This window comes from Pseudomonas moorei (genome assembly GCF_042846945.1).
Classification (GTDB): domain Bacteria; phylum Pseudomonadota; class Gammaproteobacteria; order Pseudomonadales; family Pseudomonadaceae; genus Aquipseudomonas; species Aquipseudomonas moorei.
Genome location: NZ_AP035776.1, coordinates 3473557 through 3498062, shown reverse-complemented (window position 1 = coordinate 3498062; position 24506 = coordinate 3473557). Strand labels below are relative to the sequence as shown.

18 protein-coding genes are annotated in these 24506 nt (G+C 63.1%); 5 read left to right on the top strand and 13 right to left on the bottom strand.

The features are described from left to right. Positions 1–11: 11 nt before the first annotated feature. The 8 genes from ACGJAX_RS16400 to ACGJAX_RS16365 all read right to left on the bottom strand — a co-directional run bounded on the left by ACGJAX_RS16400 (position 12) and on the right by ACGJAX_RS16365 (position 13313). Positions 12–545: a response regulator gene (locus ACGJAX_RS16400; protein ID WP_390955390.1), complete on the bottom strand. Its 534-nt coding sequence runs from the start codon at positions 543–545 to the stop codon at positions 12–14. 223 nt (positions 546–768) lie between these two features. Beyond that, positions 769–1722, bottom strand: a complete 954-nt coding sequence (locus tag ACGJAX_RS16395) for a peptidylprolyl isomerase (RefSeq protein ID WP_390955389.1) — start codon at positions 1720–1722, stop codon at positions 769–771. 13 nt (positions 1723–1735) lie between these two features. Next, positions 1736–3286, bottom strand: coding sequence for an ABC transporter substrate-binding protein (locus ACGJAX_RS16390; protein WP_390955388.1), 1551 nt, complete (start codon positions 3284–3286; stop codon positions 1736–1738). 9 nt (positions 3287–3295) lie between these two features. Then, entirely contained in the window at positions 3296–3919 is a 624-nt protein-coding gene (locus ACGJAX_RS16385) for an SCO family protein (protein ID WP_247254264.1), read from the bottom strand. Next, positions 3916–4572 carry an SCO family protein gene (locus ACGJAX_RS16380; protein ID WP_090319221.1) on the bottom strand — a complete coding sequence of 219 codons (657 nt, stop codon included), beginning with the start codon at positions 4570–4572 and terminating at the stop codon, positions 3916–3918. The genes ACGJAX_RS16385 and ACGJAX_RS16380 overlap by 4 nt, the downstream gene beginning before the upstream one ends. A 13-nt stretch (positions 4573–4585) precedes the next feature. Then, on the bottom strand, positions 4586–6538 hold the full coding sequence (locus ACGJAX_RS16375; protein ID WP_390955387.1) for a cytochrome D1 domain-containing protein: 1953 nt from the start codon (positions 6536–6538) through the stop codon (positions 4586–4588). 152 nt (positions 6539–6690) lie between these two features. Next, the gene (gene mnxG / locus ACGJAX_RS16370) at positions 6691–12498 is read right to left on the bottom strand and encodes a manganese-oxidizing multicopper oxidase MnxG (protein WP_390955386.1); all 5808 of its coding nucleotides are present in this window, start codon (positions 12496–12498) and stop codon (positions 6691–6693) included. Positions 12499–12704: 206 nt separating this feature from the next. Continuing rightward, positions 12705–13313, bottom strand: coding sequence for a transglycosylase SLT domain-containing protein (locus ACGJAX_RS16365; protein ID WP_390955385.1), 609 nt, complete (start codon positions 13311–13313; stop codon positions 12705–12707). Between the two features lie 206 nt (positions 13314–13519). Here ACGJAX_RS16365 and gspG point away from each other — a divergent pair, with 206 nt between their 5' ends. From gspG to ACGJAX_RS16350, 3 genes are all read left to right on the top strand, one after another. Further along, positions 13520–13954, top strand: coding sequence for a type II secretion system major pseudopilin GspG (gspG, locus tag ACGJAX_RS16360; protein ID WP_090319209.1), 435 nt, complete (start codon positions 13520–13522; stop codon positions 13952–13954). A gap of 14 nt (positions 13955–13968) precedes the next feature. Further along, positions 13969–15156, top strand: coding sequence for a type II secretion system F family protein (locus tag ACGJAX_RS16355; protein WP_390955384.1), 1188 nt, complete (start codon positions 13969–13971; stop codon positions 15154–15156). A 154-nt stretch (positions 15157–15310) separates the two neighbouring features. Continuing rightward, entirely contained in the window at positions 15311–15871 is a 561-nt protein-coding gene (locus ACGJAX_RS16350) for a hypothetical protein (protein WP_390955383.1), read from the top strand. Positions 15872–16076: 205 nt separating this feature from the next. Here ACGJAX_RS16350 and ACGJAX_RS16345 read toward each other — a convergent pair whose 3' ends face one another. Continuing rightward, positions 16077–16994: a LysR family transcriptional regulator gene (locus tag ACGJAX_RS16345; protein ID WP_090319205.1), complete on the bottom strand. Its 918-nt coding sequence runs from the start codon at positions 16992–16994 to the stop codon at positions 16077–16079. A 158-nt stretch (positions 16995–17152) separates the two neighbouring features. Between ACGJAX_RS16345 and ACGJAX_RS16340 the strand changes: the two genes are divergently transcribed. Both ACGJAX_RS16340 and ACGJAX_RS16335 read left to right on the top strand, forming a co-directional pair. Then, positions 17153–18172, top strand: coding sequence for an alpha/beta hydrolase fold domain-containing protein (locus tag ACGJAX_RS16340; RefSeq protein WP_390955382.1), 1020 nt, complete (start codon positions 17153–17155; stop codon positions 18170–18172). Positions 18173–18238: 66 nt separating this feature from the next. Continuing rightward, positions 18239–19666, top strand: a complete 1428-nt coding sequence (locus ACGJAX_RS16335; RefSeq protein ID WP_390955381.1) for a mechanosensitive ion channel domain-containing protein — start codon at positions 18239–18241, stop codon at positions 19664–19666. 185 nt (positions 19667–19851) lie between these two features. Here ACGJAX_RS16335 and ycaC read toward each other — a convergent pair whose 3' ends face one another. From ycaC to ACGJAX_RS16315, 4 genes are all read right to left on the bottom strand, one after another. Next, positions 19852–20478 carry an isochorismate family cysteine hydrolase YcaC gene (gene ycaC, locus ACGJAX_RS16330; RefSeq protein WP_047530725.1) on the bottom strand — a complete coding sequence of 209 codons (627 nt, stop codon included), beginning with the start codon at positions 20476–20478 and terminating at the stop codon, positions 19852–19854. A gap of 69 nt (positions 20479–20547) precedes the next feature. Next, positions 20548–22386, bottom strand: coding sequence for an amidohydrolase family protein (locus tag ACGJAX_RS16325; RefSeq protein WP_390955380.1), 1839 nt, complete (start codon positions 22384–22386; stop codon positions 20548–20550). After that, entirely contained in the window at positions 22383–22994 is a 612-nt protein-coding gene (locus tag ACGJAX_RS16320; RefSeq protein WP_090319194.1) for an antibiotic biosynthesis monooxygenase, read from the bottom strand. The genes ACGJAX_RS16325 and ACGJAX_RS16320 overlap by 4 nt, the downstream gene beginning before the upstream one ends. Beyond that, the gene (locus tag ACGJAX_RS16315; RefSeq protein ID WP_390955379.1) at positions 22987–23403 is read right to left on the bottom strand and encodes a DoxX family membrane protein; all 417 of its coding nucleotides are present in this window, start codon (positions 23401–23403) and stop codon (positions 22987–22989) included. Before ACGJAX_RS16315 ends, ACGJAX_RS16320 begins: the two co-directional genes overlap by 8 nt. Positions 23404–24506: the final 1103 nt, after the last annotated feature.

Genomic DNA, 24506 nt, shown 5'->3' with positions numbered 1-24506 from the left:
TTGTCGCGCCACTACTCCCCGGTGAGCAATTGTTCGTCGTCTGGCGCCCTGGCGGCCGATGAACTTCGTCGGCGATCGGCCAGCACCCAACTACCGTCGTACAACTGCAGCGGGAAACTTTCGGTCCTGCTCTGGCGTCGTTCGACGAATCCTTCGGATTGGCTTGCACCTGCTTTGGGTTCGCGCTTCATCCCCAGAAGATCGCAGACTGCACGGGCCAATTCCGCCAAGGGAAAGGGTTTGAACAGGATGTGGCTGACTCCCAGTTGCCGGGCCCGCTCGCAAACTTCTGCGGTGGGGTGCCCTGTGATCAGCACAAAATGACAGTTCCTGTTCTGGCGGACGGCATCGAGCACCTCAAAACCTTCCATATCAGGCAAGCGGTAATCGAACACCATCACATCGGGTGAAAAGCGTTCGGCTTCGCCAATCGCCGTCTCACCGTTGTGCGCTATCCGGACTTCCAGCGCTTGCGCCTGCAGGTAACCCTGGAGGTTTTCCGCAAGGAGCTGTTCGTCGTCAACAACCAGTACTTTGTTTAACAAGGTGGACTCCTTGAAACCGCAGGGCCGAATACCGAACCTGGTGGAGTGCGCGCCTTCAACAGGTCTAACGCACACTTCATGCCAGGCTGAGCGCCGGTCGTTTTATCGCTTCATGTCCTTGAATTTAAAAACAATGCCTTTTCGTCCACTTACCATTCCCCCCAAAAACGGGGGAAAGCGAACGGCTTTGCATTGAATCGATTCCCCACTTTTGGGGAAACGCTCAATCATCGTCAACCCGTTCGATCCGATTACCGGAACGCAATTGCGCCAGTGCCTGCAGACGAGCCTGAACCTGTTTCTGTCGGGCAAGGTACGCCCTAACCATGTCAAGTCCTTGCTCCTCTGTGACATCGGTTGCCTCCACTCGGTTCTCTAACAGGATCAAATGCCAGCCCACTGCCGTGCGCACCGGCTCGCTGACGGCTCCCGGCGCCAGGGCAAAGGCTGTCGCTTCGAACTCCGGCAGCATCCGCCCCCGAGGAAAGTAGCCCAGTTCGCCGCCTTCGCTGGCCGAGGCGTCTTCAGACCCCTCCCTGGCAACACTGGCAAAATCCGCACCTTGGGTGATTCGGGTGTGCATTGCTTGCAAGCGTAGTCTTGCTGCTTCAACAGTGGAAGCATCCGCCCCCTGAGGCACTTTGATCAGGATATGCCTGACCTGTATTTCCTCGGGCCGGTTCATCTCGGCGCGGTGTTCCTCGAAAAACGCCTGCACCTGCTGTTCGTCCGGCTCACTGACACGGGTGAGGTCGGCGAACACTTGCTGAGCCGCCAGTTCACGCCGGGTGTATTCGGCGTAGCTGGCTTCATCGAAACCCGCGTCCTCCAGGCGCCGGGCGAACACTTCGGCACCGCCGAAGGCCTGGCGTGTCTGCTCGACCTGGCTTTGCACCGTGGCATCGCTGATCACCACCCCGCGCTTGAGTGCCTCCTGCCAGAGCAATTCCTTGTCGATCAGCGCGTCCAGCGCCGCCTTGCGCAACTGCTTGTACGCCTTGGGATTGCGGATATTGCCCACCGAGCGCCCCTGATCCTCCAGGTACTCGGCGAAATAACGCTCCAGGCGCAGCTGGGAAATTTCCTCGCCATTGACCCGCGCCACGGCCGGACCGTTGCTGCAGTAAGCCGCCGGCACCCACAGCGCCCACAGAACCAGCAAAGTGTTGAGTTTCATGTTCGGCCTCCGGTCAGGGCATGGCGGCTATCGGTTTGTAGGGGGCAACCAGGTAGAAACGCTGGTCGGGCAGGTCCACCGTGACAATGTGCGCGCCACTGAGGCCCAGGCGGCGACCCGGTCCGAAACTGATCAGCGGGGTCAGTCCGGTATCGAAGTCATGCAGGCCTTCCAGGGCGCTAATCAGTTTTTCGCGGCTGGCGTCTCGCCCGGCCTGCTTCATCCCTTCGCTCAACAGCATCATCGAGCTGAACGCACCCACCTGCAGGACCGCGTGCTCGCCGCCCAGTTTCTGCCGCTGGCGCAATTGGGTCAGGGCCAGGCGTCCGGCCAGCGTCCAGTCGCTGGGCACGAATGGATAGGCCAGGAACACCCGCCGGGAAAACTCACTGGGCACTTGCAGCAGATCCCCCGCCACCTGATTCGACGCGGCGAACAGGTAAGGCACTTGACCCGCCGTCTGCAGGCGCGCGGCGAGGTGACTGAAACCGCCGCTGCTGCCCATGTAAAACACCGAGCGCGACCCCAGCGGCAACTCGTCCTGCGCCGATTGATAGCCTTGCAGGCGCACGGCTTGCCAGTCGTTGGCTTGCAGGTACTGGGCAAGTTTCTCCGCCGCCTGGCGCTGACCCGGCTCGTCCGGATAGGCGATCAGCGTCGGCCCCTGAAGCACCCGCAGACTGGTGGCGGCGTAACTGGCCAGGGCAATCATTTGTTCGCTCAGCCCAGGCAGCGGCTCGAAAATCTGCCGGCTGACCTGGGCCCTGCCCTGCAATGACAGCGGCCCGATCAGCGGCACGCCGGCCTGCTCCAGGCGCTGCGCCAGGTCCGACTCCAGTGCCGGGGCCAGCGGCGCAATCAGGGCGAACACCTGCTCTTTCTCGATCAATTGGTCCAACGCACGCTCGGCGCTGGCGCGGTCCGGGCCGGGGTCGAGAATGGTCAGGCGCAACTGCCGGCCATGAATGCCGCCGGCCTCATTGATGCGCGCCACGCAACCGTTGAGCACCGCCGCCACCGTGGCGCCCTCCTCGCTCAGCGCCCCCGTGCTCGGCAACAAGGTGCCCAGGTGCAGGCTGTCAGCGCTCAGGCCAGGGTCTCGGTCATCGGCCACGCGTTTGAGATAGGCCGTGAGGTTGCGCTGATCCTTGATCGATATCACAAACCTGGGCATCGCCGGATCGAGCTGATTGTTGCCGGGGTCGCGGCCCTCCTGGATGGCCCTGGCCAGGGTGTTTTCGGTATACGCCGGGTAAGCGCGTCCGTTGACCTGCTGCTGGCCGTAGGTGCTGGTGAGCCGCGACCAGCTCAGGTCCGGCGGACGCACGCCGCCTTCGGGACGGCCGAGGCCATCGCTGCCATGGCAGTTGGCACACGGCAGGCGGGTGGCCGGCAGCAGCAGGCCGGCCGCCCCGACCCTGGCCATGATCGGCTCGCCACTGGCCGACACCCCCTCGCGGTACAGCCGTTTGCCGGCGCTTTCGCTGGGGGTCAGCGTCAACGCCTGGGCGCACAGGCTGATGCCGGACACCATGAGCAGGCCAAGGATCAGGGCTTTTTTCATGGCCCGGACTCAGCGCCCGACCACGGGCATTGTCAGCAACTGCAAGCGCTGGGCAATGGCAGCGGCGGGCGCATCGGGCCGGATTTTGCTCCAGCGTTTATTGGCCACGTCGCCGACGATCAACTGCGTGGAGTGCTGCTCGGGGGTCGGCACGATCTGGCCGATGCGCCCCAGGACAAGGTCCATTTGCGCCTTGTCGCCGGTAAGGAAAAGCCAGTGGGGGCCATCGACGCCCTGCTTCAAGGTGTAAGCCTTGAGTACCGCCGGGGTGTCCCGCAGCGGATCACTGGTAAGGGAAATGAAGGTGATGCCCTCCGCCTGGTCGCCCAACACTTCGCGTACTTGCTTGAGCTTCTGGGTGATCAGCGGGCAGGCGTCGGTGCAGCTGGTGAAAATCACGTTGAGCAGCACCACCCGGTTCTGTAGCGCATCGCTGAAGAAGCGCAGGGTGTTGCCGTTCTGGTCCTGCAACGGCGTGTCGGTGAACCAGGTCTTCGCGTCGCGGGTGCCGCCCGCCGGTTGCGCCGCCGCGACAGCCGCGGGTGCCGGTTCTTGATGGCCTGCGTGGGCGAAGGCCAGCGCACTGAACAGGCACAGGCAGGCACTCAGGGCCATGCGCTCGAGGGTTCTCATGGCTGATCCTCCATGGCGACGGCCGTGTGCTTGGCGTGGGCATTGCGCTGACCACTGAGTTTCTCGACTTCACGGCTCAGCACCGTCGGGTCGGTGAACCCGTAATAACGCGTCCAGTGGCGGCTGTTGCCATCGCCGACCAGAATCAGCGGCGCATGGTTCTTGAAGTCGCCGCTGAAGGCGCCCAGCCCCTTGAGGGTTTCGTTGACCGACTGCGTGGTGCCGGTCAGCCAGCTCCAGCCCGGGCCATTCTGGAAGGTACGGGCATAGTCGTTCAGGCGCTTGGCGTCATCGCGCTGCGGGTCGATGCTGATCGACACCAGTTGCACTTCGCTGCCCACCCGTGCGCCCAGCTGTTTCTGGACCTTGCCCATGATCGAAGACACCACCGGGCAGACCGTGGTGCAACTGGTGTAGATGAAGCTCATGACCACGATCTTGTTGCTGACCAGGTCTTTTTCCAGGCGGACGGTTTTGCCGTTCTGATCCACCAGCGCCACGTCGGCGAATTTGACCTGGGTGCTCTCCTGACTGGCGCTCTTGGCCTGCATGTCGTGACCGGCATGTTCATCGGCCGAGTGGGCCAGTGCCTGGCCGATGCCCGCGGCCAGAAGGCAGAGGGTCAGCAGGCCACGGTGTGCAAATCGGTTCATGTCGATGTCCTCTTCAATGAGTCTGGCCGGGGGTCACCCGAACACTGGCAAAGGTCTGGTCGCCGAAATTCGCCCCCAGTGACGCCGCACGCACGTGCAGGTACCAGGCGCCTTGTTGATTGAGGTCGACCGGGGCTTCATACACACCGTTGCCGACGTCCAGGGCTGCGACTTCCCGAGGCCGCGAAGTCGGCGCCAGGAAGTAGCGCACCAAAACGTCCTTGACCCCACTGCGCTCGGTTTTCTGCTTGCCCTGGACGATGCGGAAACGCACGACATAAGGGTTGCCCAACGTGGCGGTAGAGGTGTCGAGCAGGAACTCCACACTGGGCACGCCGACGAGAGGCTCAAGGCTTTTGTTGGCCTCGACCACGGTGGTGAAGCAATGAATGATGTTCGGCTGATTGAGCAGGAACGCTACGTCGAAACGTCCGGCCGGCGGCAGCTTGATCCGCGCGCTGTACAGCCCCGGCTCGATTTCGCGCAGACTGCGATCGATCACCAGCGCCGCCCGCGCCACTTGCCCGCGGTTGGGGTAACCGGACATCGGGGCGTTCATGCCTTCGGCGTAGAAGTAGGTGGTGTTGTCCACCGGATTGACCACAAACACCGCGTTGTCGTCCCGCGACACCGCCAGGCTTGAGGCCAATGGCAGGTCCCCGGCCAGGCGTGGCGCCTGGGGCCCGGCTTCGAAGCCCTGGCTGATCGGCGTGCGGCCTTCGCCGAGTGATGCCAGGTTGATCATCGTCACCTTGGGCGAGGCCAGGCCGCGGATATAGGCGTAGGCCTTGGTGAACACCACCTGATAGGGCTCGGCGGACACGTCCAGCTCATGGATCAGCGAGTCGGTGGCGGCGTCGATCACCGAGGCCTGGTTCTCCAGGGTATTGAGCACGATGCCGAAACGACCGTCGGCGCTGAACCCCATCGGGCCGAGGCCCTGCTTGACCTTGATCACCCGTCGCACCGACTGGCTCGCCGCGTCCACCACCGTGACCGTGCCATCCTTGCCATCGGCCACATAGGCCGCGCCGGACAGTGGCGAATACACCACCGACAACGGGTGCGAGCCGGTCTTGAGTTGTTTGATCAGGGTCAGGCTGGCGATGTCGATGATGCTCAGGGTGCCGTCATCGCGATTGGTGACGAAGGCGAAACGGCTGTCCTTGCTGAAGGCGATTTCGTGATGGCCGCCCCCCGTCGCCAGGTGTTTGAGGGCTTTCAGACTGTGGGTGTCGATCACTGTGACCCCGGACTGCTCCGCTGCCTGTGCGTTGTTGCCGACCCACAGCAAGCGTTCGTCCGGTTGCAGCGCCACACGAACCGGGTGGCTGCCGGCCGCCACCGAATCCAAAAGTTTGAACTGTTCGCTGTCGATCACCGCGACTTCACCCGCCGTCGGCATCGACACGAACACCCGCTTGTTGTCCCTGGGGGTGACCCAGTCCATCGGCGGTTGCTTGATGTCGATCCGCGCCAGGGTGCTGGTAATACCGCCCACCGACACCGACGGGTCGACCACCGAGACACTGGCATCGCGGTTCATCACCATGAGGAAGTAGCTGTTGAGATCGAGCAAGGGACGCGCGCCGATGCTCGACTTGAGGAACACCCCGACCCGCGCCTTGCAGCTCTGTTCGCGGCCCTGGGCCTGGTCGGCGGCAACGGTTTCCGGGTCCAGCCAGGCGCCGGGGGCAACGCCTGCCAAGGGTTGGCCGGAGGCCTTGTCGGTGATGCGGAACTGCACGTCGGCGAACTCCCCTTCGCGCAGTACGCCGTCCGCGGCCAGCGGCTTGACCTCGAGCGCCACCGATACGCCGTCACGCTCCAGCGTGTGGCCGCTCCAGGTATCGGGCAACGCAACGTCGCTGAGCAAGGTGGGGGGTGACGTGCGCCATACCCCGAGGCAGATCAGCCCCACGCCGACAATCAACACACCGATGGCGATTTTGATGGTCCTGTTCATGCCAACACTCCCCTTCAGATCTGTGTCTGCCTCATCGCCCCCCTGTGGGAGCGAGCCTGCTCGCGATTAGCGTCACCACGGTTTGACGTGGTGATGCGACTGACGCCATCGCGAGCAGGCTCGCTCCCACAGGTGTTGCGCTGTTTTCTGCCCTACGGCGCCGGTGCCGGCTCCGGTTCGTTGGTCACCCGCAGCAATCCCCACAGTCCGGCGGTGTTGCCGTAGGCGCCGTAATCGCGGAACAGGTAATCACCCGGGATCGCGTTGCTGCCCCCGGCACTGGGGTGCATGAAGCTGAAGTGCGCCGCCGGCAGGATGCTTTCGTGGGCACCGATGTACATCGACATCGGGTTGTAGCCAAACCGCACCGAACCCACGCCAGGCATGCTCATCGGGTACCCGCCGGTGTCGCTCTTCTCGGACTGGAACGGGTTGACCGACCAGACGTGTCCGTCGAGCTGGAAGGTAGTACCGCGACTGCCACCGGTCGGCATCAGGATGTGCGTGCGGAACGGCTGCCCCGGCTTGACGTACAGCACAGGCGTCTGCGGATCGCCCCCCACCAGCGCATTGCTGAAGGCCATGTGCGCGTTCGGTACATCGCCATAGCCATGACCGTCGGCGTGGCCGAACGGAGCATCCGGGGCAAGACCGAAGCGGTACCACATCGGCTCTGTCTTGAAGTTGATGGCCATGCTCGAGTTGTCCTGCGGATCGGTTGGTACACCCGCTTCCGAGGCAATGCCCTCCACCGGACGACCATTGGCCCAGCGCATGTTCAAGGCCTTCTGCCAGACCATGGCAAAGTCGCGATAGGGGGTTTGCCCGGGGGCGGTGACGGTCGCATTGACCTTGCGTGTGTCTTCCGTCCAGGTGGCGCCGACCGGCAGGATACTCATCGCGCCGCCCAGTCCTTTTTGCGGCTGTTTGATCACGTCTGCCGGCGTGATGTTCAGCCCGCCGAATTCCACCGCCGTGGCGTTGATGTTGTCGACACTGCGGCCCAGTTGGGTGATCGGCTTGCCTTCACGCTCCAGGTGCCCGGCGTAGTACTGATAGGTACGGGTCGGGTACGGTCCGGTGTTGCCCACCCGTGGCGGCACGGTCTGGATCGGGTTGGTGCCGACGTTGGCGCCGTCGGATTTGGTGATGTCGTAAGCCAGCAATTGCGCGTGCAGGCCCACGGTGCTCGATGGCCGCAGCAGGTTATTGCTGAAGGTGGTCGAGCCCTCGCCGTTGTTGCGGTCACGCTTGACCATGCCCATCACGGTGGCCGTCTGGGGCAGGTCCGGCATCACGCTGGGCAGACGGTTCTCCAGGGTGATGTTGATGCAGTCACCCGCCGCTGCACGCAGCACCAGCGGTTCCACCGGCACGCCGGGTTTGAGTTTGCCAGTGACCGGATCAAGGTCGGTCTTGCGCACATAGAGGATCGCGGTCGGGTCATGCAACGGCCCGCTTTGTCCACCGATGGTGAAGGTCACACCGTCTTGAGGGTCGGTCACGGTGACTTGCGGAATGCTCACCGCCCGCGAGTTGAAGACCAGTGTGCCCCCGGCCGGATTCAGCGGCCCGCCGACATGCTGCCCAAGCCCCGCCGAGTCACCGATGGCGAGCCCCAGGGGGTTGCCGAGGATGTCGTTGGCCAGGGCCGCGACCACTTCATAGTTGCGTTGCGGGGTCGGCCGGGTACCGATGCCGTTGGGGTTGGCGCCGATCCGTGGGCAAGTGCCATCGAAGGCCACGGTGTTGCGCATGCCGGCCGGTTTCGGGTTGTTCGGCAGCGCGAACAGATCGTTGCGCTGGGCCGTGTAGTTGCGCATCACGCCCCAGATGCCGCTCCAGTAACCTTCGAGCGAAGCGTCCATCGAGTACAGGTAGTCACCGGTGGTGGCCGCCGAACTGGAGAGCATCGACACCGGCGCGATGAAGCCCATCTGCTCGGAAATCCCGATCATCTGCGACGCGCGCCAGCCGGAGTTGGAGCTGTTGCCGAAACCGGAACCGCTTTGCAGCCACTTCACGCCGTGCAGGGTGACGTTGTGCTCCTCTTCGTGACCGCCGGCATGCACCCGCAGCCGCACGTTGTCGCCGGTGTAGGTGCGCAGCATCGGGGTGAACGGGTCACCTGGTTCGGCGCCGCCCTTGTTGATGTGCGGCGGGAACAGCGTGGTGCCGCCGGTTGGACCAGTGGCCGCGGTGATCAGGTTCGGCGCCAGGTTCATCGCCGGGATCGCACGGTCGGTACGGCTTTGCATGGCATACGCCAGGTCGCCGCCCAGGCCATCGGCCTGCATGCCGCGCTTGCCGTCCGGGCCGACCTTGTTCGGGTCGTACACCCGCAGGGCAAGCGGTTCGTTGCGGTAATTGACCACGAACATGCCGGGGTCATCGACCGAGATCGCTTGCGGGCAAGGCCGGCTTGGGCAGCCCTGCATCAAGCCACCACGGGCTTCGACCACCTGCTCAAGCAGGGTTTCGGCTTCCTTGCGCACCGGCGGATTGATCGCGTAGCGGAAGCTGTCGGCGGTGGCCGGGAAGCTTTGCGCATCAGGAATGCCATTGGGACCGGCACCCACGTAGACACCCGCTTCATAGGCGTGCTGGAAGTCGCTGTATTCGAGGAAGAACTCACGGAAGCTGTCGTTCTTGCCGTCACCGTCCAGATCGCCGGTAGAGATCACCGCTTGCCACGACGTCGGCCCACCGTCCTGCCGCGCGCCGCTGTACAACGGCTCGCCCGTTTCGGCGTGGAACCAGGTGGAACCGGCCGGTTCGGCCAGCACGGTGGCGTACAGGCCAATCTGTTGGTGCGTCGATGGGCCGAGGTGGTCGTGGGTGAAGATGGTGCCCAAGCCACGGTCGACGCCCTTGGTGTTCACCACCGGATCGACGAACCAGCGTTGCATCGCGGTGCGCGCCCCGACCCAGTCAGCCCGGCCGTATTGGCCGAAGAACGGGTGCGCCTTGGCTTTCGGGCACGCGGCCGTGCCGTCGCGCGGGTCGGTGCCTTCGCACTGGTTGAACTGGCGAATGGCGTGGATGCGTTCTTGCACGGCACCCGGAGAAAGGATGCCGTCTTCGTAGTTCCAGCCATTGGCCGAACCGTCGGCCGCTGTCAGGTCCCATTTCGGCAGGTGGATGTGCTGGCCGATCACGTCGGTCGGTGTGCGCACCTGATAGTCGTCCATTTCATAAACGGCCGGCACCAGGTTGGTTTGCTGATACTGCACGCAATCGAAGGTGTTCATGCGCATCACCAGCGGCTCTGGCGGACGCTGCTTGGTGATCACCGGCCAGGCGTCTTCCCACAGCGCGAGAATGCGCGCCTGCGGGAAGTGGTAGCCGACTTTGTTGTACACCGCGTCGAACTGAATGTTCGCCGCCTTGTAGATGCGCGGACGGTCGGCGGTGAAGGTCGAGGCACCGCTGAACGACATGCCGTCGATCCGCTCGCCGCTGTTGAACTCGCCGCTGCCGGCGCTGCTGGTCAGGCGCTTGGCGCGGTCATCCATGCACGGTTCGTAGTACGGTGCGCCCGCCATCGGCAGCGCGCCGTTGGTGCGGAAGTTGCGCGCCACCACCTGGTTGCCCGGCAGCACGGCGAAGCTGGGGTGTTCTTTCTTGGCGTGGAACGCCATGGCTGCCTGTTCGACTTCGGTGCCTTCTTCCGGCAGGTACAGTGGCTTGGCGCGGGTCACTTCCTTGGAGAAATCCAGGGAGGTGGTCACGGTGTGCGCCTCGCCGCCGGAGGAGAAACCGTCCAGGGAATGACGCCCCAAACCACCATCCCAGCCACCGGACTGAGCCGGGTCGAGGTTGGCCCACAAGGCATTGCCACTCGACTTCAAGGCCTGGGCCTTGGCGGCGTCGAGCATGTCCAGCGGCGGGGTCGGCGGGCGTTGGCCGACCGAACTTTCCATGCCACCGATCCAGAAGGGATAGCCGGGGTTTTTCAGGCTGCCGTCGGCGTTGCGGTTGGCTTCGCTGCGATCCACCAGCGCCAGCGAGCCAATCGCCTGGGCACCGCCGCCCTGATGCCCGCTGTCATCGTCGCCGGCTTCATCGTCGTCATTGGCGGCCACAAGGGTCTCGCTGATTTTCGGCACGACTGCGACTTTGCCGGGCATCGGCGCCATGGCTTTGCCAGGCAACGGCACCACCGCCGGAATCGGCGTGCCGGCCACAATCTCACCGTCGGGCAAGGCCCGTGCGCCCGCCGCCGGTTTACCGCTGCGCAGGGCATAGGGTTCGCTGTGGAAACCGTCGGCGCCCTGTTGCGAGACTTCGAGTCGGGTGCCCTCTTCAAAGACGTCATGGACCCGCCACATGCTCCACATGCCTTGGGCAAAGTGCGGGTAGAAGTGGCAGTGATAGATCGCATCGCCCGCTACCCGGTTACGGTTGCCCGAACCGCCGTTGGCGATTTCATAGGTGTAGCCGGCGCCCGGCCCGATACCCTGGGCGTCCACATAGTCGGAGTTGTCGTCGTTGGGGTTGAACAGCCACTGATGGCCGTGCAGGTGGAAAATGTGCTGCTCATGGCCGTTGTGGGTATTGCGGAATTTGACGAAGTCGCCGATGTAGCTGTGGTTGACGTTGGACGGCTCGGACGGATACAGCGCCATGGTCGCCTTGACCCCGACCTGATCGGCCCTGGGCACTTCACCGGGACGGATGTTTTCCAGCCCGGCGTTGGCCGGGACGTCCACCAGCATCGCCACGTCGCCGACGGTGTGAGAGCTGAGGAAGAATTCTTCGTAGGCGCAGGACAGGCAATCGTGCATCGGCCCCACGCCCAGGCGGTTGGCCACGACCTCGGCGCCCATGCCGCCGGAACCGTAGTTGATCATGAAGCCATCGCGGGTCGGCTCCAGCACGTGGGCCATGACCGGGTCCGCCCAGTAACCCGGAAACGCCTGGGTCGCGGCGGTTTCATCCTGGAACTGCGAAGCGAAGTCGCGGAAAGGCTCCAGACGATTGGGCAGCGCCGGGTTGCGTTTGCCCACCGATTCCAGCGGATAGGTCGAGGGCGGGAAGCTGCCGTCGGCGTTGCTGCCCATGACGATGGCGTCGCTCTCGCTGGAGATGATTTCGTTGCCGTCGACCATGTTGATGATCGGCGTGCCGGCCTTGCCTTCCCGTATCCAGGGCTGGCGCTGCGGGTAGCGCGCCTGGTAATCGACAATCGGCTGGCCGGTCGGGGTGCGCCCGGTGGTGGCCAGGCGCATCTCTTCTTCGGTCACGGTGTTGCGGTAGGTGCGACCGCCCTTGGGCACCACCACCACTTCGCCGAACAGCCCATTGGCCACGTTGCCCGCCGCCCCTTCGCCACCGAAGGTCGCGCCCCGGCTGCTGGCGGCGAATGCGCCTTCACGCTCGGCGTACAAGGTGTAGCTGCGGGTGGCACCGGGCGGGATCAAGGTGTTGGCATTGCGTCCGGTGAACGACGCGATGTCGTCGATGGTGTTGACCGCTTGCATGCCGTTGACCTGGAAACCGACATGGCGGTCAGTGACCTGTTCATCGACCTTGAAGGCATTTTCGTTGCCGACTTCGACTTCGCTCTCCACGCCGCCATTTTCGTGGGAACCGGGGTTGGCCTGATAGGCCAGGAGGTTCTGCAGATTGATGGTCAGGCAATCACCGGCGGCGACCCGCAGTACCAGCGGACGCGGACGCTTGTCGGGACGCAGCGACACCTTGCCCGGCACTGCGGCGCCGCCCTGAGCCAGGGAAATCTCATGGTCATCGACCACGTCGCGACGCAACGCGAACATCATGCCGTTGACGTTTTGCGCACCGAGGCGGTTGAACATCAGCGGCTGGTCCAGCGCCACGACGTTGGCCACCAGGTTGCGCTCACAGCGCACTGCCGCTTCGGCCAGTTCGACGCCGAACATCGAGGCCGCCAGCAGCAACAAATGGAATACGGATGGTGCGTGGAAAATGCCGGTCATGATCACGGGCCTCGCTGTGGATGCTCACAGGGAATAATTCTCGACAACTGCGTTGAGCAAACCGCATGCCATAAAAATTCTGTTTATTTTTCAGCCAGTTACGATTTTCAGTTGATAGCTCGGGGGATAATTCCCCACTTATTCCCCACTTTTTCGCCGGGGCCACCCTGCCCCAATGTTGGGGAAAACCACCCCACGGCTTTCGCTCACAGTGGGGCATCCGCCGACAAGCCCTGCAGACGCCGGTACTGGCGCAGCACGCTGGGCACATAACGCTGGGTTTCGGCAAACGGCGGGATCACGCCGCCCCGGCTGAGCACGGCTTGCGGCCCGGCGTTGTAAGCGGCCACGGCGAGGGCGATGTCGTTGTCGAACAGGGTCATCAACCGCTTGAGATAACGGGCACCGCCCTGGATGTTGGCCTTGGGGTCGTAGACGTCGGTCACGCCCATCTCGCGGGCTGTGTCTGGCATCAACTGCATCAGGCCACCGGCCCCCTTGGCTGACACCGCACTGGGGTTGTAGGCCGACTCGGTCTTGATCACCGCGTGCAACAGCGCCGCCGGCAATTGGTTGGCCGTGGCCGCCGCCGACACCAGCTCGGCGTAGGGTTGCGCGGCGATCATCTGCGGCTGTTGATCGAGGCTGACCACCGCCGCGGCAGGCTCATGGATGACCCGTTCATAGTGCCGACCGGGACGGTGGACGTTGGACAGGACGAAGTTGCCCTTGGCATCCGTGGACACGAACACATCGGCTTGAGCGACGCCCGCCAGCAGCAGGCAGCCGAGCATTCCCGTGGTGAGAGTTTTCATGGTTCCACCTCCCCTGCCCGGCCCCGAAAATTGGGGGTTATGCCCCAATGGCCAGTCGTTAATCAGGCATACGCAAGCACTGTGCCGAAAGCGCAGAAGCCCGTGGCACGCGGGGTACAGGAGGATGCCAAGGCCTTCGCCGGCCCTTTGCATGGCAATTGCATAAGGCGTTGTTGCGACCCTTCTGCCGACTGTGTGAGGTCATCATGAATCAGCGTCTGTGTTTCGCCCCGCGTGCCCAACGCGGCTTCACCCTGCTCGAATTGTTGGTGGTGCTGGTGGTGCTCGGGTTGTTGGCCGGCATCGTCGCGCCGAAATACTTTGCGCAACTGGGCCGTTCCGAAGTGAAAGTGGCCAAGGCGCAAATAGAAGGACTGGGCAAGGCCCTGGACCTGTATCGCCTCGAAGTCGGCCATTACCCATCGACCGAACAGGGCTTGCAGGCGTTGGTCACCGCGCCCAGCGATGAACCCCACTGGACCGGTCCTTACTTGCAGAAAAAGCTGCCGCAGGACCCGTGGGGCCGTAACTACACCTACCGCTACCCTGGCGAAAACGGCGAGTACGACCTGCTGTCCCTGGGCAAGGACGGGCAACCCGGCGGCGAAGGCGAGAACGCTGAAATCACCAGTTGGCAGTGACGGAAATGGCCACCATGCGATTTCATCTCAAAGCCGTCGGCAAGGCCGGCGTGGTTTCCATGACCGTCGAGGCGCCGGGTCACAGCGAGGCGCGGCGCATCGCCGAAGACCAGGGCCTGCGGGTGGTCAGCCTGCACGCCGAACGTCATTGGCGGGCACTGCGGTTGAAACAGCGCGAGACGTTCAACCTGGTGTTGTTCAGCCAAGAGCTGACCACCTTGCTCAATGCCGGCCTGCCGTTGATCGATGCCCTGGAAAGCCTGGCGGAAAAAGAAACCGCGCCCCAGGCCCGCAAGACCCTGAGCGAGCTGGTGCGCCTGCTCTATGAAGGCAAATCGTTTTCCCAGGCCTTGGCCCAGTTGTCGGCGGTGTTCCCGCCGCTGTACGTGGCCCTGGTGCAGTCCAGCGAGAAGACTGGCGCCGTGGGCGAAGCCCTGGGCCGCTATGTCGGCTATCGCCAGCGCATGGACGAGGTTCGTCAGAAGATCATCAGTGCGTCGATCTACCCCATGCTGTTGCTGGTGGTGGGCGGTGGCGTGGTGCTGTTTCTGATGGGCTATGTGGTGCCGCGCTTCAGCCTGGTGTTCGAGGGGCTGGGGTCGAACCTGCCGTGGCTGTCGCAGATCCTGATGAGCAGCGGCCTGTTCCTGCACGCCCACCAGGGCGAGTTCTTCGCTGCCTTGCTGGCCATCATCGTCACCCTGGTGCTGCTCAAGCGCCAACCGGCCTTTCGTCGGGGCGTGGACCGCTTGATCGAAAAACTCCCGGCAGTACACCAGCGCATTTTCATGTACGAACTGGCGCGCTTCTACCGCTCCCTGGGGATCCTCTTGCAAGGCGGCATTCCCCTGGTCACCGCCATGGGCATGGTCCGGGGCCTGCTCACCGTGGCCTCGCGCACACGGCTGGACCAGGCCTGCGAACGGGTACGCGAGGGGCAATCGCTGTCGACGGCACTGGAGCTCAATCAACTGGTGACCCCGGTGTCCCTGCGCCTGCTGCGTGCCGGTGAACAGTCCGGCAACCTCGGGCAGATGATGGAGCGCAGCGCCGACTTCTACGACGAAGAAATCAGCCGCTGGATCGAATGGTTCGTGCGCTTGTTCGAACCCTTGCTGATGACCTTCATCGGCCTGTTGATCGGGGTGATCGTGATCCTGATGTACATCCCCATTTTCGAGCTGGCCTCCAGCATTCATTGAGCCCTGGCAGCGGGACTGGCAGCGCGATGAGCCCTGTATCGACGCTGCAAATGAATAAAGCCGGACGTTGAGGTGTTTATCGACGGTTCCTGCTGAATAAAGCAATGCGTTGCATTGTTTATCAACGTTCCACCTGAAGAAGACGGAGATCGATATGCACATGAACAAGCTCATGCTGGCGGTTGCTATTGGCGCAGTTCTGTCGGCGTCTACCGTACTGATTCCGGACAACCTGTCCGGGGTTTCGAGTGCTCACGCAAAAGAAGGGGGCAGTGGTGGAGGGGGTGGCGGCCATGGTGGTGGTGGCGGCGGTAGTGGCGGCGGCGGTGGCGGTGGCGGTGGCGGCCATGGTGGTGGCGGCGGTAGTGGCGGTGGCGGCGGTGGTGGAAATGGCGGAGGTGGCGGAGGTGGCCACGGTGGAAGTGGCAGCAACAGCGGCAGCGACCATGGCTCGGGCCACAGCGGCAGCACAGCCTCCTCCAACTCGGGACGCGACAGCACTCATGCAGAACCGGGTGATGACCACGGGGTTCATCGTAGCGGCGAGATAGGCGACGACCACGGGGTTCATCGTAGCGGCGAGATAGGCGACGACCACGGGGTCCATCGCGCTGGCGAAATCGGGGATGATCACGGCGTTCACGCCAATGGTGAAGTGGGTGACGATCGCGGCGTGCATGTGGGTGGCGAAGCAGGCGATGACAAACGGACCTGACATTTACTCATCAACACACGATCTGTATGAGCTGGCTTGCCGGGGCGCCGCATCGCAGCGAAAGCGGTGGGTCAGGCACCATCGATGCTGGATGTGCCGGCCCCATCGCGGGCAAGCCACGCTCCCACAGTTTTAGGGGCGGTCACACATTTGGTGTATGCCCCAAATCCCCTGCGGGAGCTGGCTTGTCGGCGAACGCGGCGTGTCAGGCGCCCTCCCTGTTGAAGGGGCTGTCCCCATTACTCTGATCCAGCCGCTCGCGCAAAAACTCGATCAACGCCTGCACCGGTCGCGATGACTGGCGGTGTTGCGGGTAGACCGCCGACAGCGTCAGCGGCTCGGGTCGAAACTCATCCAGCACCGGCACCAGCCGCCCGTCCTTCAATGCCGAACCGACAATGAACGTCGGCAGGTACGTAATGCCCATTCCCGCAATCGCTGCGTCCTTGAGCAACTCGCCGTTGTTGACCCGCATGCGCCCGGTGACGTTGACGGCCAGCGGCTTGCCCTGCCCTGCGAAACGCCATTGCACCTGGCGGCCGTGGCCGTAAGGCAGGCAGTCATGGTTGTGCAGGTCTTCGGGTTTGAGTGGCGTGCCGCGCTCGCTCAGGTAGGCCGGGCTGGCGCAATACACGCGCTGGATGGAAGCGATGCGCCGCGCGATCAGCGTCGAGTCTTCAAGAATGCCGATGCGCAGCGCCAGGTCGTAGCCTTCGCCCAGCAAGTCCACCGGCCGGTCGCTCAAATCCACTTCCACCGTGACCTCGCGGTAGCGCTGCAAAAAAACCGGCAACAAGCACCCCAGATGGGCCAACGCAAACGACAGCGGCGCGCTGACGCGAAGGGTGCCGCGCGGTTCGGTGGTCTGGCCGGCGATGCCCTGCTCCACTTGCTCGACCTCGCCCAGCAAGCGCAGGGCCGACTCGTAATAACTCTGCCCCAGGGGCGTGACGTCCAGTCGCCGGGTCGAACGATTGAGCAATCGCACGCCGAGGCGCTCTTCAAGTTGCATCAAGCGCCGACTGACAAATTGCTTGGACAGCCCCAGTTGATCGGCAGCGGCCGTAAAGCTGCCGGAGTCCATCACCTGGCAAAAAATACGCATATCTTCGAAGGGGTTCATTGTCACATCCCGGTTGACAGTTAAACGCTTTATAACGGCTTTTTCCCGTTTCGGCACCCTATTAATCTGTGCTCACGGTGTTGCCGAGGCCTGAATCACCCGGCCATCCGCAACCTGAAACCAGGTACATAACGTCCAAGCACTTAAAAGGATTTGCCATGAACATCGTCAAGAAAACCCTGACCGCCTCCCTCCTCGCCCTGTCCATCGGCAATGCATTCGCCGCGGGTAGCCCCGGTGTCGAACACAACACCCAGGCCTTCCTCGAAGCCCTTGCTGCCGGTGGTGGCAAACCGCTGGAGCAACTGAGTCCGAAAGACGCCCGTGCGGTGCTGACCGGCGCCCAGGCCTCGGTGAAAGTGGACCTGTCCGGTGTCGAGGTGAGCGACCGGGCGATCAAGGTCGATGGCCAGACCCTCAACCTCAAAGTCGTGCGTCCGGCCAATATAAAAGGCGAGTTGCCCGTGTTCATGTTCTTCCACGGTGGCGGTTGGGTATTGGGCGACTTCCCGACACACCAGCGGCTGATTCGCGATCTGGTGGTGGGTTCCGGTGCCGTTGCGGTGTATGTCGACTACACACCCTCGCCTGAAGCGCATTACCCGACCGCGATCAACCAGGCCTACGCCGCGACCCGTTGGGTGGCCGAGCACGGCAAGGAGATCGGCGTCGATGGCCAGCGCCTGGGCGTGGCCGGCAACAGCGTCGGCGGCAACATGGCCGCGGTCGTTGCCTTGATGGCCAAGGAGCAGAAAACCCCGGCACTGCGCTTCCAGTTGTTGATGTGGCCGGTGACCAATGCGCAGTTCGACACGGGCTCCTACCAGCAATTTGCCGAGGGCCACTTCCTGACCAAGGGCATGATGCAGTGGTTCTGGGACAACTACACCACCGACAAGGCCGAGCGTGCGCAGATCCACGCCTCGCCGCTCAAGGCCAGCGCCGAACAGCTTAAAGGCCTGCCCGCTGCCCTGGTGCAGACGGCCGAGTTCGACGTCTTGCGCGATGAAGGCGAAGCCTATGCCCGTCACCTCGACGCGGCGGGCGTGCCGGTCACGGCGGTGCGCTACAACGGCATGATCCATGACTTCGGCCTGTTGAATCCGCTGAGCCGGATTCCGGAAGTCCAGGCAGCGGTGCGCCAGGCAGCACTGGAGCTCAAGACACACTTGAACTGAGTCCTGTAGAAAGCCTGCCTTCGGGCAGGCTTTTTTCGGTCCGCCCTTTTTAAATGGAGTTTGCCCATGTCCTTTCTCCTGGCTCACCTGCTGTCCTGGAGCGCCCTGTTGCTGGTGATCGACGCGCTGCTCTGGCAGCTCGCACCGTTCAAGCACCGCGTCACCCGGATCGGCTGGCGCACCGGCCTGTTCCTGGCCTTCAGCACGCTCATCATCAATGCGGGGATCAGCCCGTTGCAGGCACCGGTGTTCGCCGATGATCGCGTGGCGCAACTGGGGGCCACGGCCCTGGGGATTCTCTGGTGGCTGTACGCGGCGCGGGTGCTCACCGAAGTCATTGGCCTGGTGCTGATGCGGCGCATCGGCCACAGCGGCCGGCTGTTACAGGACGTGATCGGCGCACTGGTGTTTCTGGCCGCGATCGTTGCGGCGGCAGGCTACGTGCTGGAGCTGCCGGTCAAGGGGCTGCTGGCGACTTCCGGGGTCGTCGCTATCGTGGTCGGCCTGGCGTTGCAGAGCACCTTGAGCGATGTGTTTTCCGGCATCGTGCTCAACACTACCAAGCCGTATCAGGTGGACGACTGGATCTCGATCGACGGCGTCGAGGGCAAGGTGCTGGACATCGACTGGCGCGCCACCCACCTGCTCACCAGCGCCGGCAGTACCGCCGTGGTGCCGAACTCGGTGGCGGCCAAGGCGAAGATCGTCAACCTCAGTCGCCCGAGCAACATGCACGGGGTGTCGATCAGCATTCAGGTACCCAACCACATTCGTCCGCGCCGAGTCCTCGATGCCCTGGACCGCACGCTTCAGGGCAGCAGCAGCCTGCTCTTGAACCCGGCGCCCAAAGCGGTGTTGAAAGAAGCTGGCGAAACCCTGTCCGAGTACGTGGCCAGCGGTTTCATCGCCGAGCTGGGCAAAAAAAGCGAAGTGCGTAATCAATTGTTCGACCTGGCCCATCGTCACCTGGAAGCGGCCGGCATTTCCCGGCAACTCGATGGGGTGATCGAGCCTTCGACGCGGGCGCGAGCCTTGCTCGACGAGGTGAAGATTTTCCGCTCGCTGAGTGAAGACGAACGCGATCAATTGGCGCAGTCCATGACCGCGCAACAGTACTCTGCGGGCCAGGTGGTATTGGGGCTGGGCGAAGTGCCCGACAGCCTGTTCGTGATTGCCACCGGCGTCGTCAGTGCTTCGGTGCCCGACGGCGCCGGTCAAACCGAAGCCGGCCGGATGGGGCCGAGTGAAGTCATGGGCGAACAAAGCATCCTCGCCGACACCCCCTCGCAAGCGACGTTCACCACCCTGACCTCGTGCATCATTTATCGCCTCGACAAATCCCTCACCCGCCACTGCATGGAGCAGCGCAGCGAAGTCGGCCAGGCCCTGAACAAGCTGCAAGCCGTGCGGGAGCAGAACAGCCGGCTGGCATTGATGAGCAAACCGGTACCGATCAAGAAAGGAGGGTTTCTCGCCTGGTTGCAAAAGCGCTGAGGCGAAAATGCCCGCCGTTGCGGGCAATGTTTTCCTGTAGGAGCGAGCCTGCTCGCGATGGACTTGAGAGCGCCGCGTTTAGTCAGTAAACACGCGTTATCGTTGACGACCATCGCAAGCAGGCTCGCTCCTACAGAACAACATCACGCCAACAAGCGAGCATTTCGCGGTGTCAGTGAGCCAGCTTATTTGGCAGTGAACTTGGTATAGCTGTTGATCAGGTTGCGGTAGTTCGGCAGGCGGTTCGACAGCAGATTCGCCAGGCCTTCCATGTCGTTACGCCAGTCGCCCTGCAGTTCGCAGGCCACGGCGAACCAGTTCAGCAGGTGCGCACCGGCAGCCGACATGCGCGCCCACGCCGCTTGTTGCACGGTGGTGTTGAAGGTACCGGACGAGTCGGTGACGACGAACACTTCATAGCCTTCGGCGATGGCCGACAGGGTCGGGAACGCCACGCAAACATCCGTCACTACACCGGCAATGATCAATTGCTTGCGACCGGTGGCCTTCACGGCTTTGACAAAATCCTCGTTGTCCCAGGCGTTGATCTGGCCAGGACGGGCAATGAAGGGCGCATCCGGGAATTGCTCTTTCAGTTCAGGCACGATCGGGCCATTGGGGCCGCTGTCGAAACTGGTGGTGAGGATGGTCGGCAGGTTGAAGAACTTGGCGATGTCACCCAGGGCCAGCACGTTGTTCTTGAACTCGTTGGGCGAGAAATCCTGCACCAGCGAGATCAGGCCGGTCTGGTGGTCGACCAGCAGTACGACAGCGTCATCTTTGTTCAGACGTTTGTACGGAACATTGCTCATAAGAAACTCCTTGGTGGATGGATATTGCAGATCGCGCCGGGTCGTCGGGCCGGCGCTTTTTTATATTCGTCAGAAGGCAAAGCACGAGCAGCCGAAGGCGCCCCAGAAACCGGCGAAATCACTGACCGGCGCGTTCGACAGTCGCGCACGCTCGTGGCTGTGGGAATGCACCGCGCACGGTCCGCTGCACTGGTGAACCTGCGCCTGCAGTGGCGAGTTCGGCCGCCAGTGCCCGGGCACTTTCACCACCGGCGACCAGTCCGGCAGCACCGGCACACTGGCCGGCCCGAGTTTTTCGAAATCGCCGGCGGCGTACACCACCTTGCCGCCGACCACGGTCAGCACCGACTCGATCCACTTGATCGCTTCTTCATCGACACTGAAAAAGTCCGCGCTCAATGCCGCCACGTCGGCCAATTGCCCGACCTTGATCTGGCCCTTCTTGCCCTGTTCGGACGAGAACCAGGCGCTGCCGTGGGTGAACAGTTCCAGGGCGGTCTGGCGCGACAGGCCTTCGGCATGCAGTTCCATGCCGCCGACGGTGCGGCCGCTGACCATCCAGTACAGCGAAGTCCAGGGGTTGTAGCTCGATACCCGCGTCGCATCGGTGCCGGCGCCCACCGGCACACCTTCGGCCAGCATGCGTTTGATCGGCGGCGTGGCTTCGGCGGCTTTGGCGCCGTAACGCTCGATAAAATATTCGCCCTGGAACGCCATGCGATCCTGAATCGCGATGCCGCCACCCAGCGCCCTCACCCGCTCGATGTTCTGCGGGGTGATGGTTTCGGCGTGATCGAAAAACCAGGGCAAACCATTGAACGGGATGTCGCGGTTGACCTTCTCGAACACGTCGAGCATGCGGCTGATGGATTCGTTGTAGGTGGCGTGCAGGCGGAACGGCCAGCGCTGCTCGACCAGATGGCGCACCACCGGCTCCAGTTCGTCTTCCATGGTTTGCGGCAGGTCCGGGCGCGGCTCAAGGAAGTCCTCGAAATCCGCCGCCGAGAACACCAGCATTTCCCCGGCGCCGTTGTGCCGCAGGTAATCGTCGCCCTGGTGCAGGGTCACGCTGCTGGTCCAGTTCTTGAAGTCGGTCAATTCTTCCTTGGGCTTCTGGGTGAACAGGTTGTAGGCGATGCGCACGGTCAGTTGCTCATCCTTGGCCAACTGCTCGATGACCTGGTAATCGTCCGGATAGTTCTGGAAACCACCCCCGGCATCGATGGCACTGGTCAGGCCCAGGCGATTGAGTTCACGCATGAACTGGCGGGTGGAGTTGACCTGATACTCCAGCGGCAGCTTCGGCCCCTTGGCCAGCGTCGAGTACAGAATCATCGCGTTGGGTCGCGCCACCAGCATGCCGGTCGGCTCGCCATTGGCATCCCGGACAATCTCGCCGCCTGGCGGGTTCGGTGTGTTGCGGGTATAACCGGCCACCCGCAGCGCCGCGCGGTTGAGCAAGGCGCGGTCATACAAATGCAGGACAAATACCGGGGTGTCGGGCGCGGCCTGGTTCAGTTCCTCGAGGGTCGGCATGCGCTTTTCGGCGAACTGGAATTCGTTCCAGCCCCCCACCACCCGCACCCACTGCGGCGTCGGCGTACGATCGGCCTGGTCCTTGAGCATGCGCAAGGCATCGGCCAGGGATGGCACGCCTTCCCAGCGCAGTTCGAGGTTGTAGTTCAGGCCGCCACGGATCAGGTGCAAGTGCGAGTCGTTGAGGCCCGGAATCACGCAGCGCCCCTTGAGGTCGATCACTTGCGTGGCCGAACCGCGCAGGGCCATGGCCTGGGCATCGCTGCCAACGGCGACGAAGCGGCCATCGCTGATGGCCACCGCGCTGGCAAGCGGCTTCTCACGGTCAACGGTATGAAATTGGCCATTGAACAGAATCAGATCGGCGTTCATCGCGTTTCCTTGGTCTGGGTGGATGAGGATAGCCAAGGCGCGAACAAACGCGTTGCCATTGGCATGAACAGGTACACCACCGACAGCACGATGGTCAGGGTGATCAGAAAGGTCGCGACCACGTAGTTGGAGAGCCAGGCATTGAGCTTCAACAGCGGCCCCCAGAGCAGCGGCACCAGCAAGGTGTGCGGCAGAATCACCAACAGCGTGACCACCGCCTGCTTCCAGCGCGGCGGTGGCGAGCCCGCCTCGGCCGGTGGGGCGAACCAGAATTCGTTCACCGGGTTGACTTCGGTCTGGTCGCCGTCGGCCAGCATCGGCGTGGCTTCGGCGATCAGTTCCTGACGCTGCGGCGAATCCAGCCAGCGCTGCATCGCCTCGGTGGAGCAGAACCGCAAGACGCAGGTGTAGGTGTCGAGGCCGGCGTTCTTGCCACGCACCACGTCCACCCCCAAGTGCCCGTCCCACTGCCCGGCCACTCGGACAATGTTGCGCAGCCAGGCTTCGTAAGGCACTTCAAACCCGGCCTTGACCCGGTGCTTGATGATCAGCGTCACGACCTCCTCGAAGCCGCGCACAGGTGTATCGAGCAAAGTGGATTCAGGCATAACGAAAGGCTCCGGAAAATCGATGGTTGAACGCCAGCGGCCCAGGCCCGGCGATGAGGATGCTGGTGAACAGAATCAACAGCAGCCAGCCGAACTGGCCTTCGGCCAAGCTCCATTGCGGATGCACGATCAGCAACGCCACCAGCAGCACAAATAGAACAGGCAGACAGGCCAGACGCACCAGCACCCCGGCGATGATCAGCAACGGACACAGCACTTCGGCAAAAATCGCCAGCATCAGCGTGAGATTCGCCCCCAGGTGAAACGGGTCTTCGATGCGCTGCAACTCGACAGCGTAGTCGAGCAACTTCGGCAAACCATGCACCCACAACAGGAACAACCCGGCGCTGACCCGCAAGAAAAGCAGCCCGACGTCCCGAGCCCGTTCATCCCAACGCGAAACAATCATGGCCGCCCCGCACAATTGAAAAACGACCGGCGTCGAAGCGCCGGAACTTGATGCGATAGTGACGGGGCCTGGGTGGGAAAAATTGGATGTACGTGCTCTTTTTGCGCGGGGCTCGTGGCCAGGGCGACATAGGCGCGTGTTGGAGTGGGGTTGATCGCGACAGGCCTGCGAGGCTTGCAACGATTTCGAGTCCGCCTTTGATGGCGAGCCAGCGCCATCAGGGGTTGGGGCAACCGTGGAAATTTTGGTCGGCTGTGAGGCCGCCATCGTCAACGATGACGCGGGTTGTCTGAATGCCCGCGTTGCCCGGACGTTCATCGCGAGCAGGCTCGCTCCTACGGTGGATTGAGTACAGCGCAAATGAATGGTCGGCTGTCAGGCCGCCTTCGCGCTATATCGAAGTGCGGCAGGCTTGGGGCATCGGCAACGACGATACCGGCAGTTAGCGCCCTGTAGGAGCGAGCCAGCTCCGGGCGGCGTTCCGACGATGGTCGTCAACGATGACGCGGGCTGTCTAAATGCCCGCGTTGCCCGGACGTTCATCGCGAGCAGGCTCGCTCCTACGGTGGATTGAGTACAGCGCAAATGAATGGTCGGCTGTCAGGCCGCCTTCGCGCTATATCGAAGTGCGGCAGGCTTGGGGCATCGGCAACGACGATACCGGCAGTTAGCGCCCTGTAGGAGCGAGCCAGCTCCGGGCGGCGTTCCGACGATGGTCGTCAACGATGACGCGGGCTGTCTGAATGCCCGCGTTGCCCGGACGTTCATCGCGAGCAGGCTCGCTCCTACAGAAAAGCAAGTCGGCGTACACCCATCCGCTCCTCACCACTCATCAGGCCGAGCGTTAGCTCGCCTGCAGCTTTTGATCTACCCGCCCCTTCGGGAGGCTGAGTGGAGGTGTTCATCCGGGGAGTGGCGCGCAGCGCCGTTCGACGCAGTCGAACACGCTGCATGTAGGTCGTCGCGAAGCAGACCGGAGGGCAGTGTCCCCGGATGGATACCGCAGCGAAGGAACGCCGAGCCTCAGCGAGGGGCCGGACGCCGGGGCGAGCCTTTTTTTGCTTATCTTTTTTTTGGCGTTTGAAAAAAAAGTAAGTCGCCGT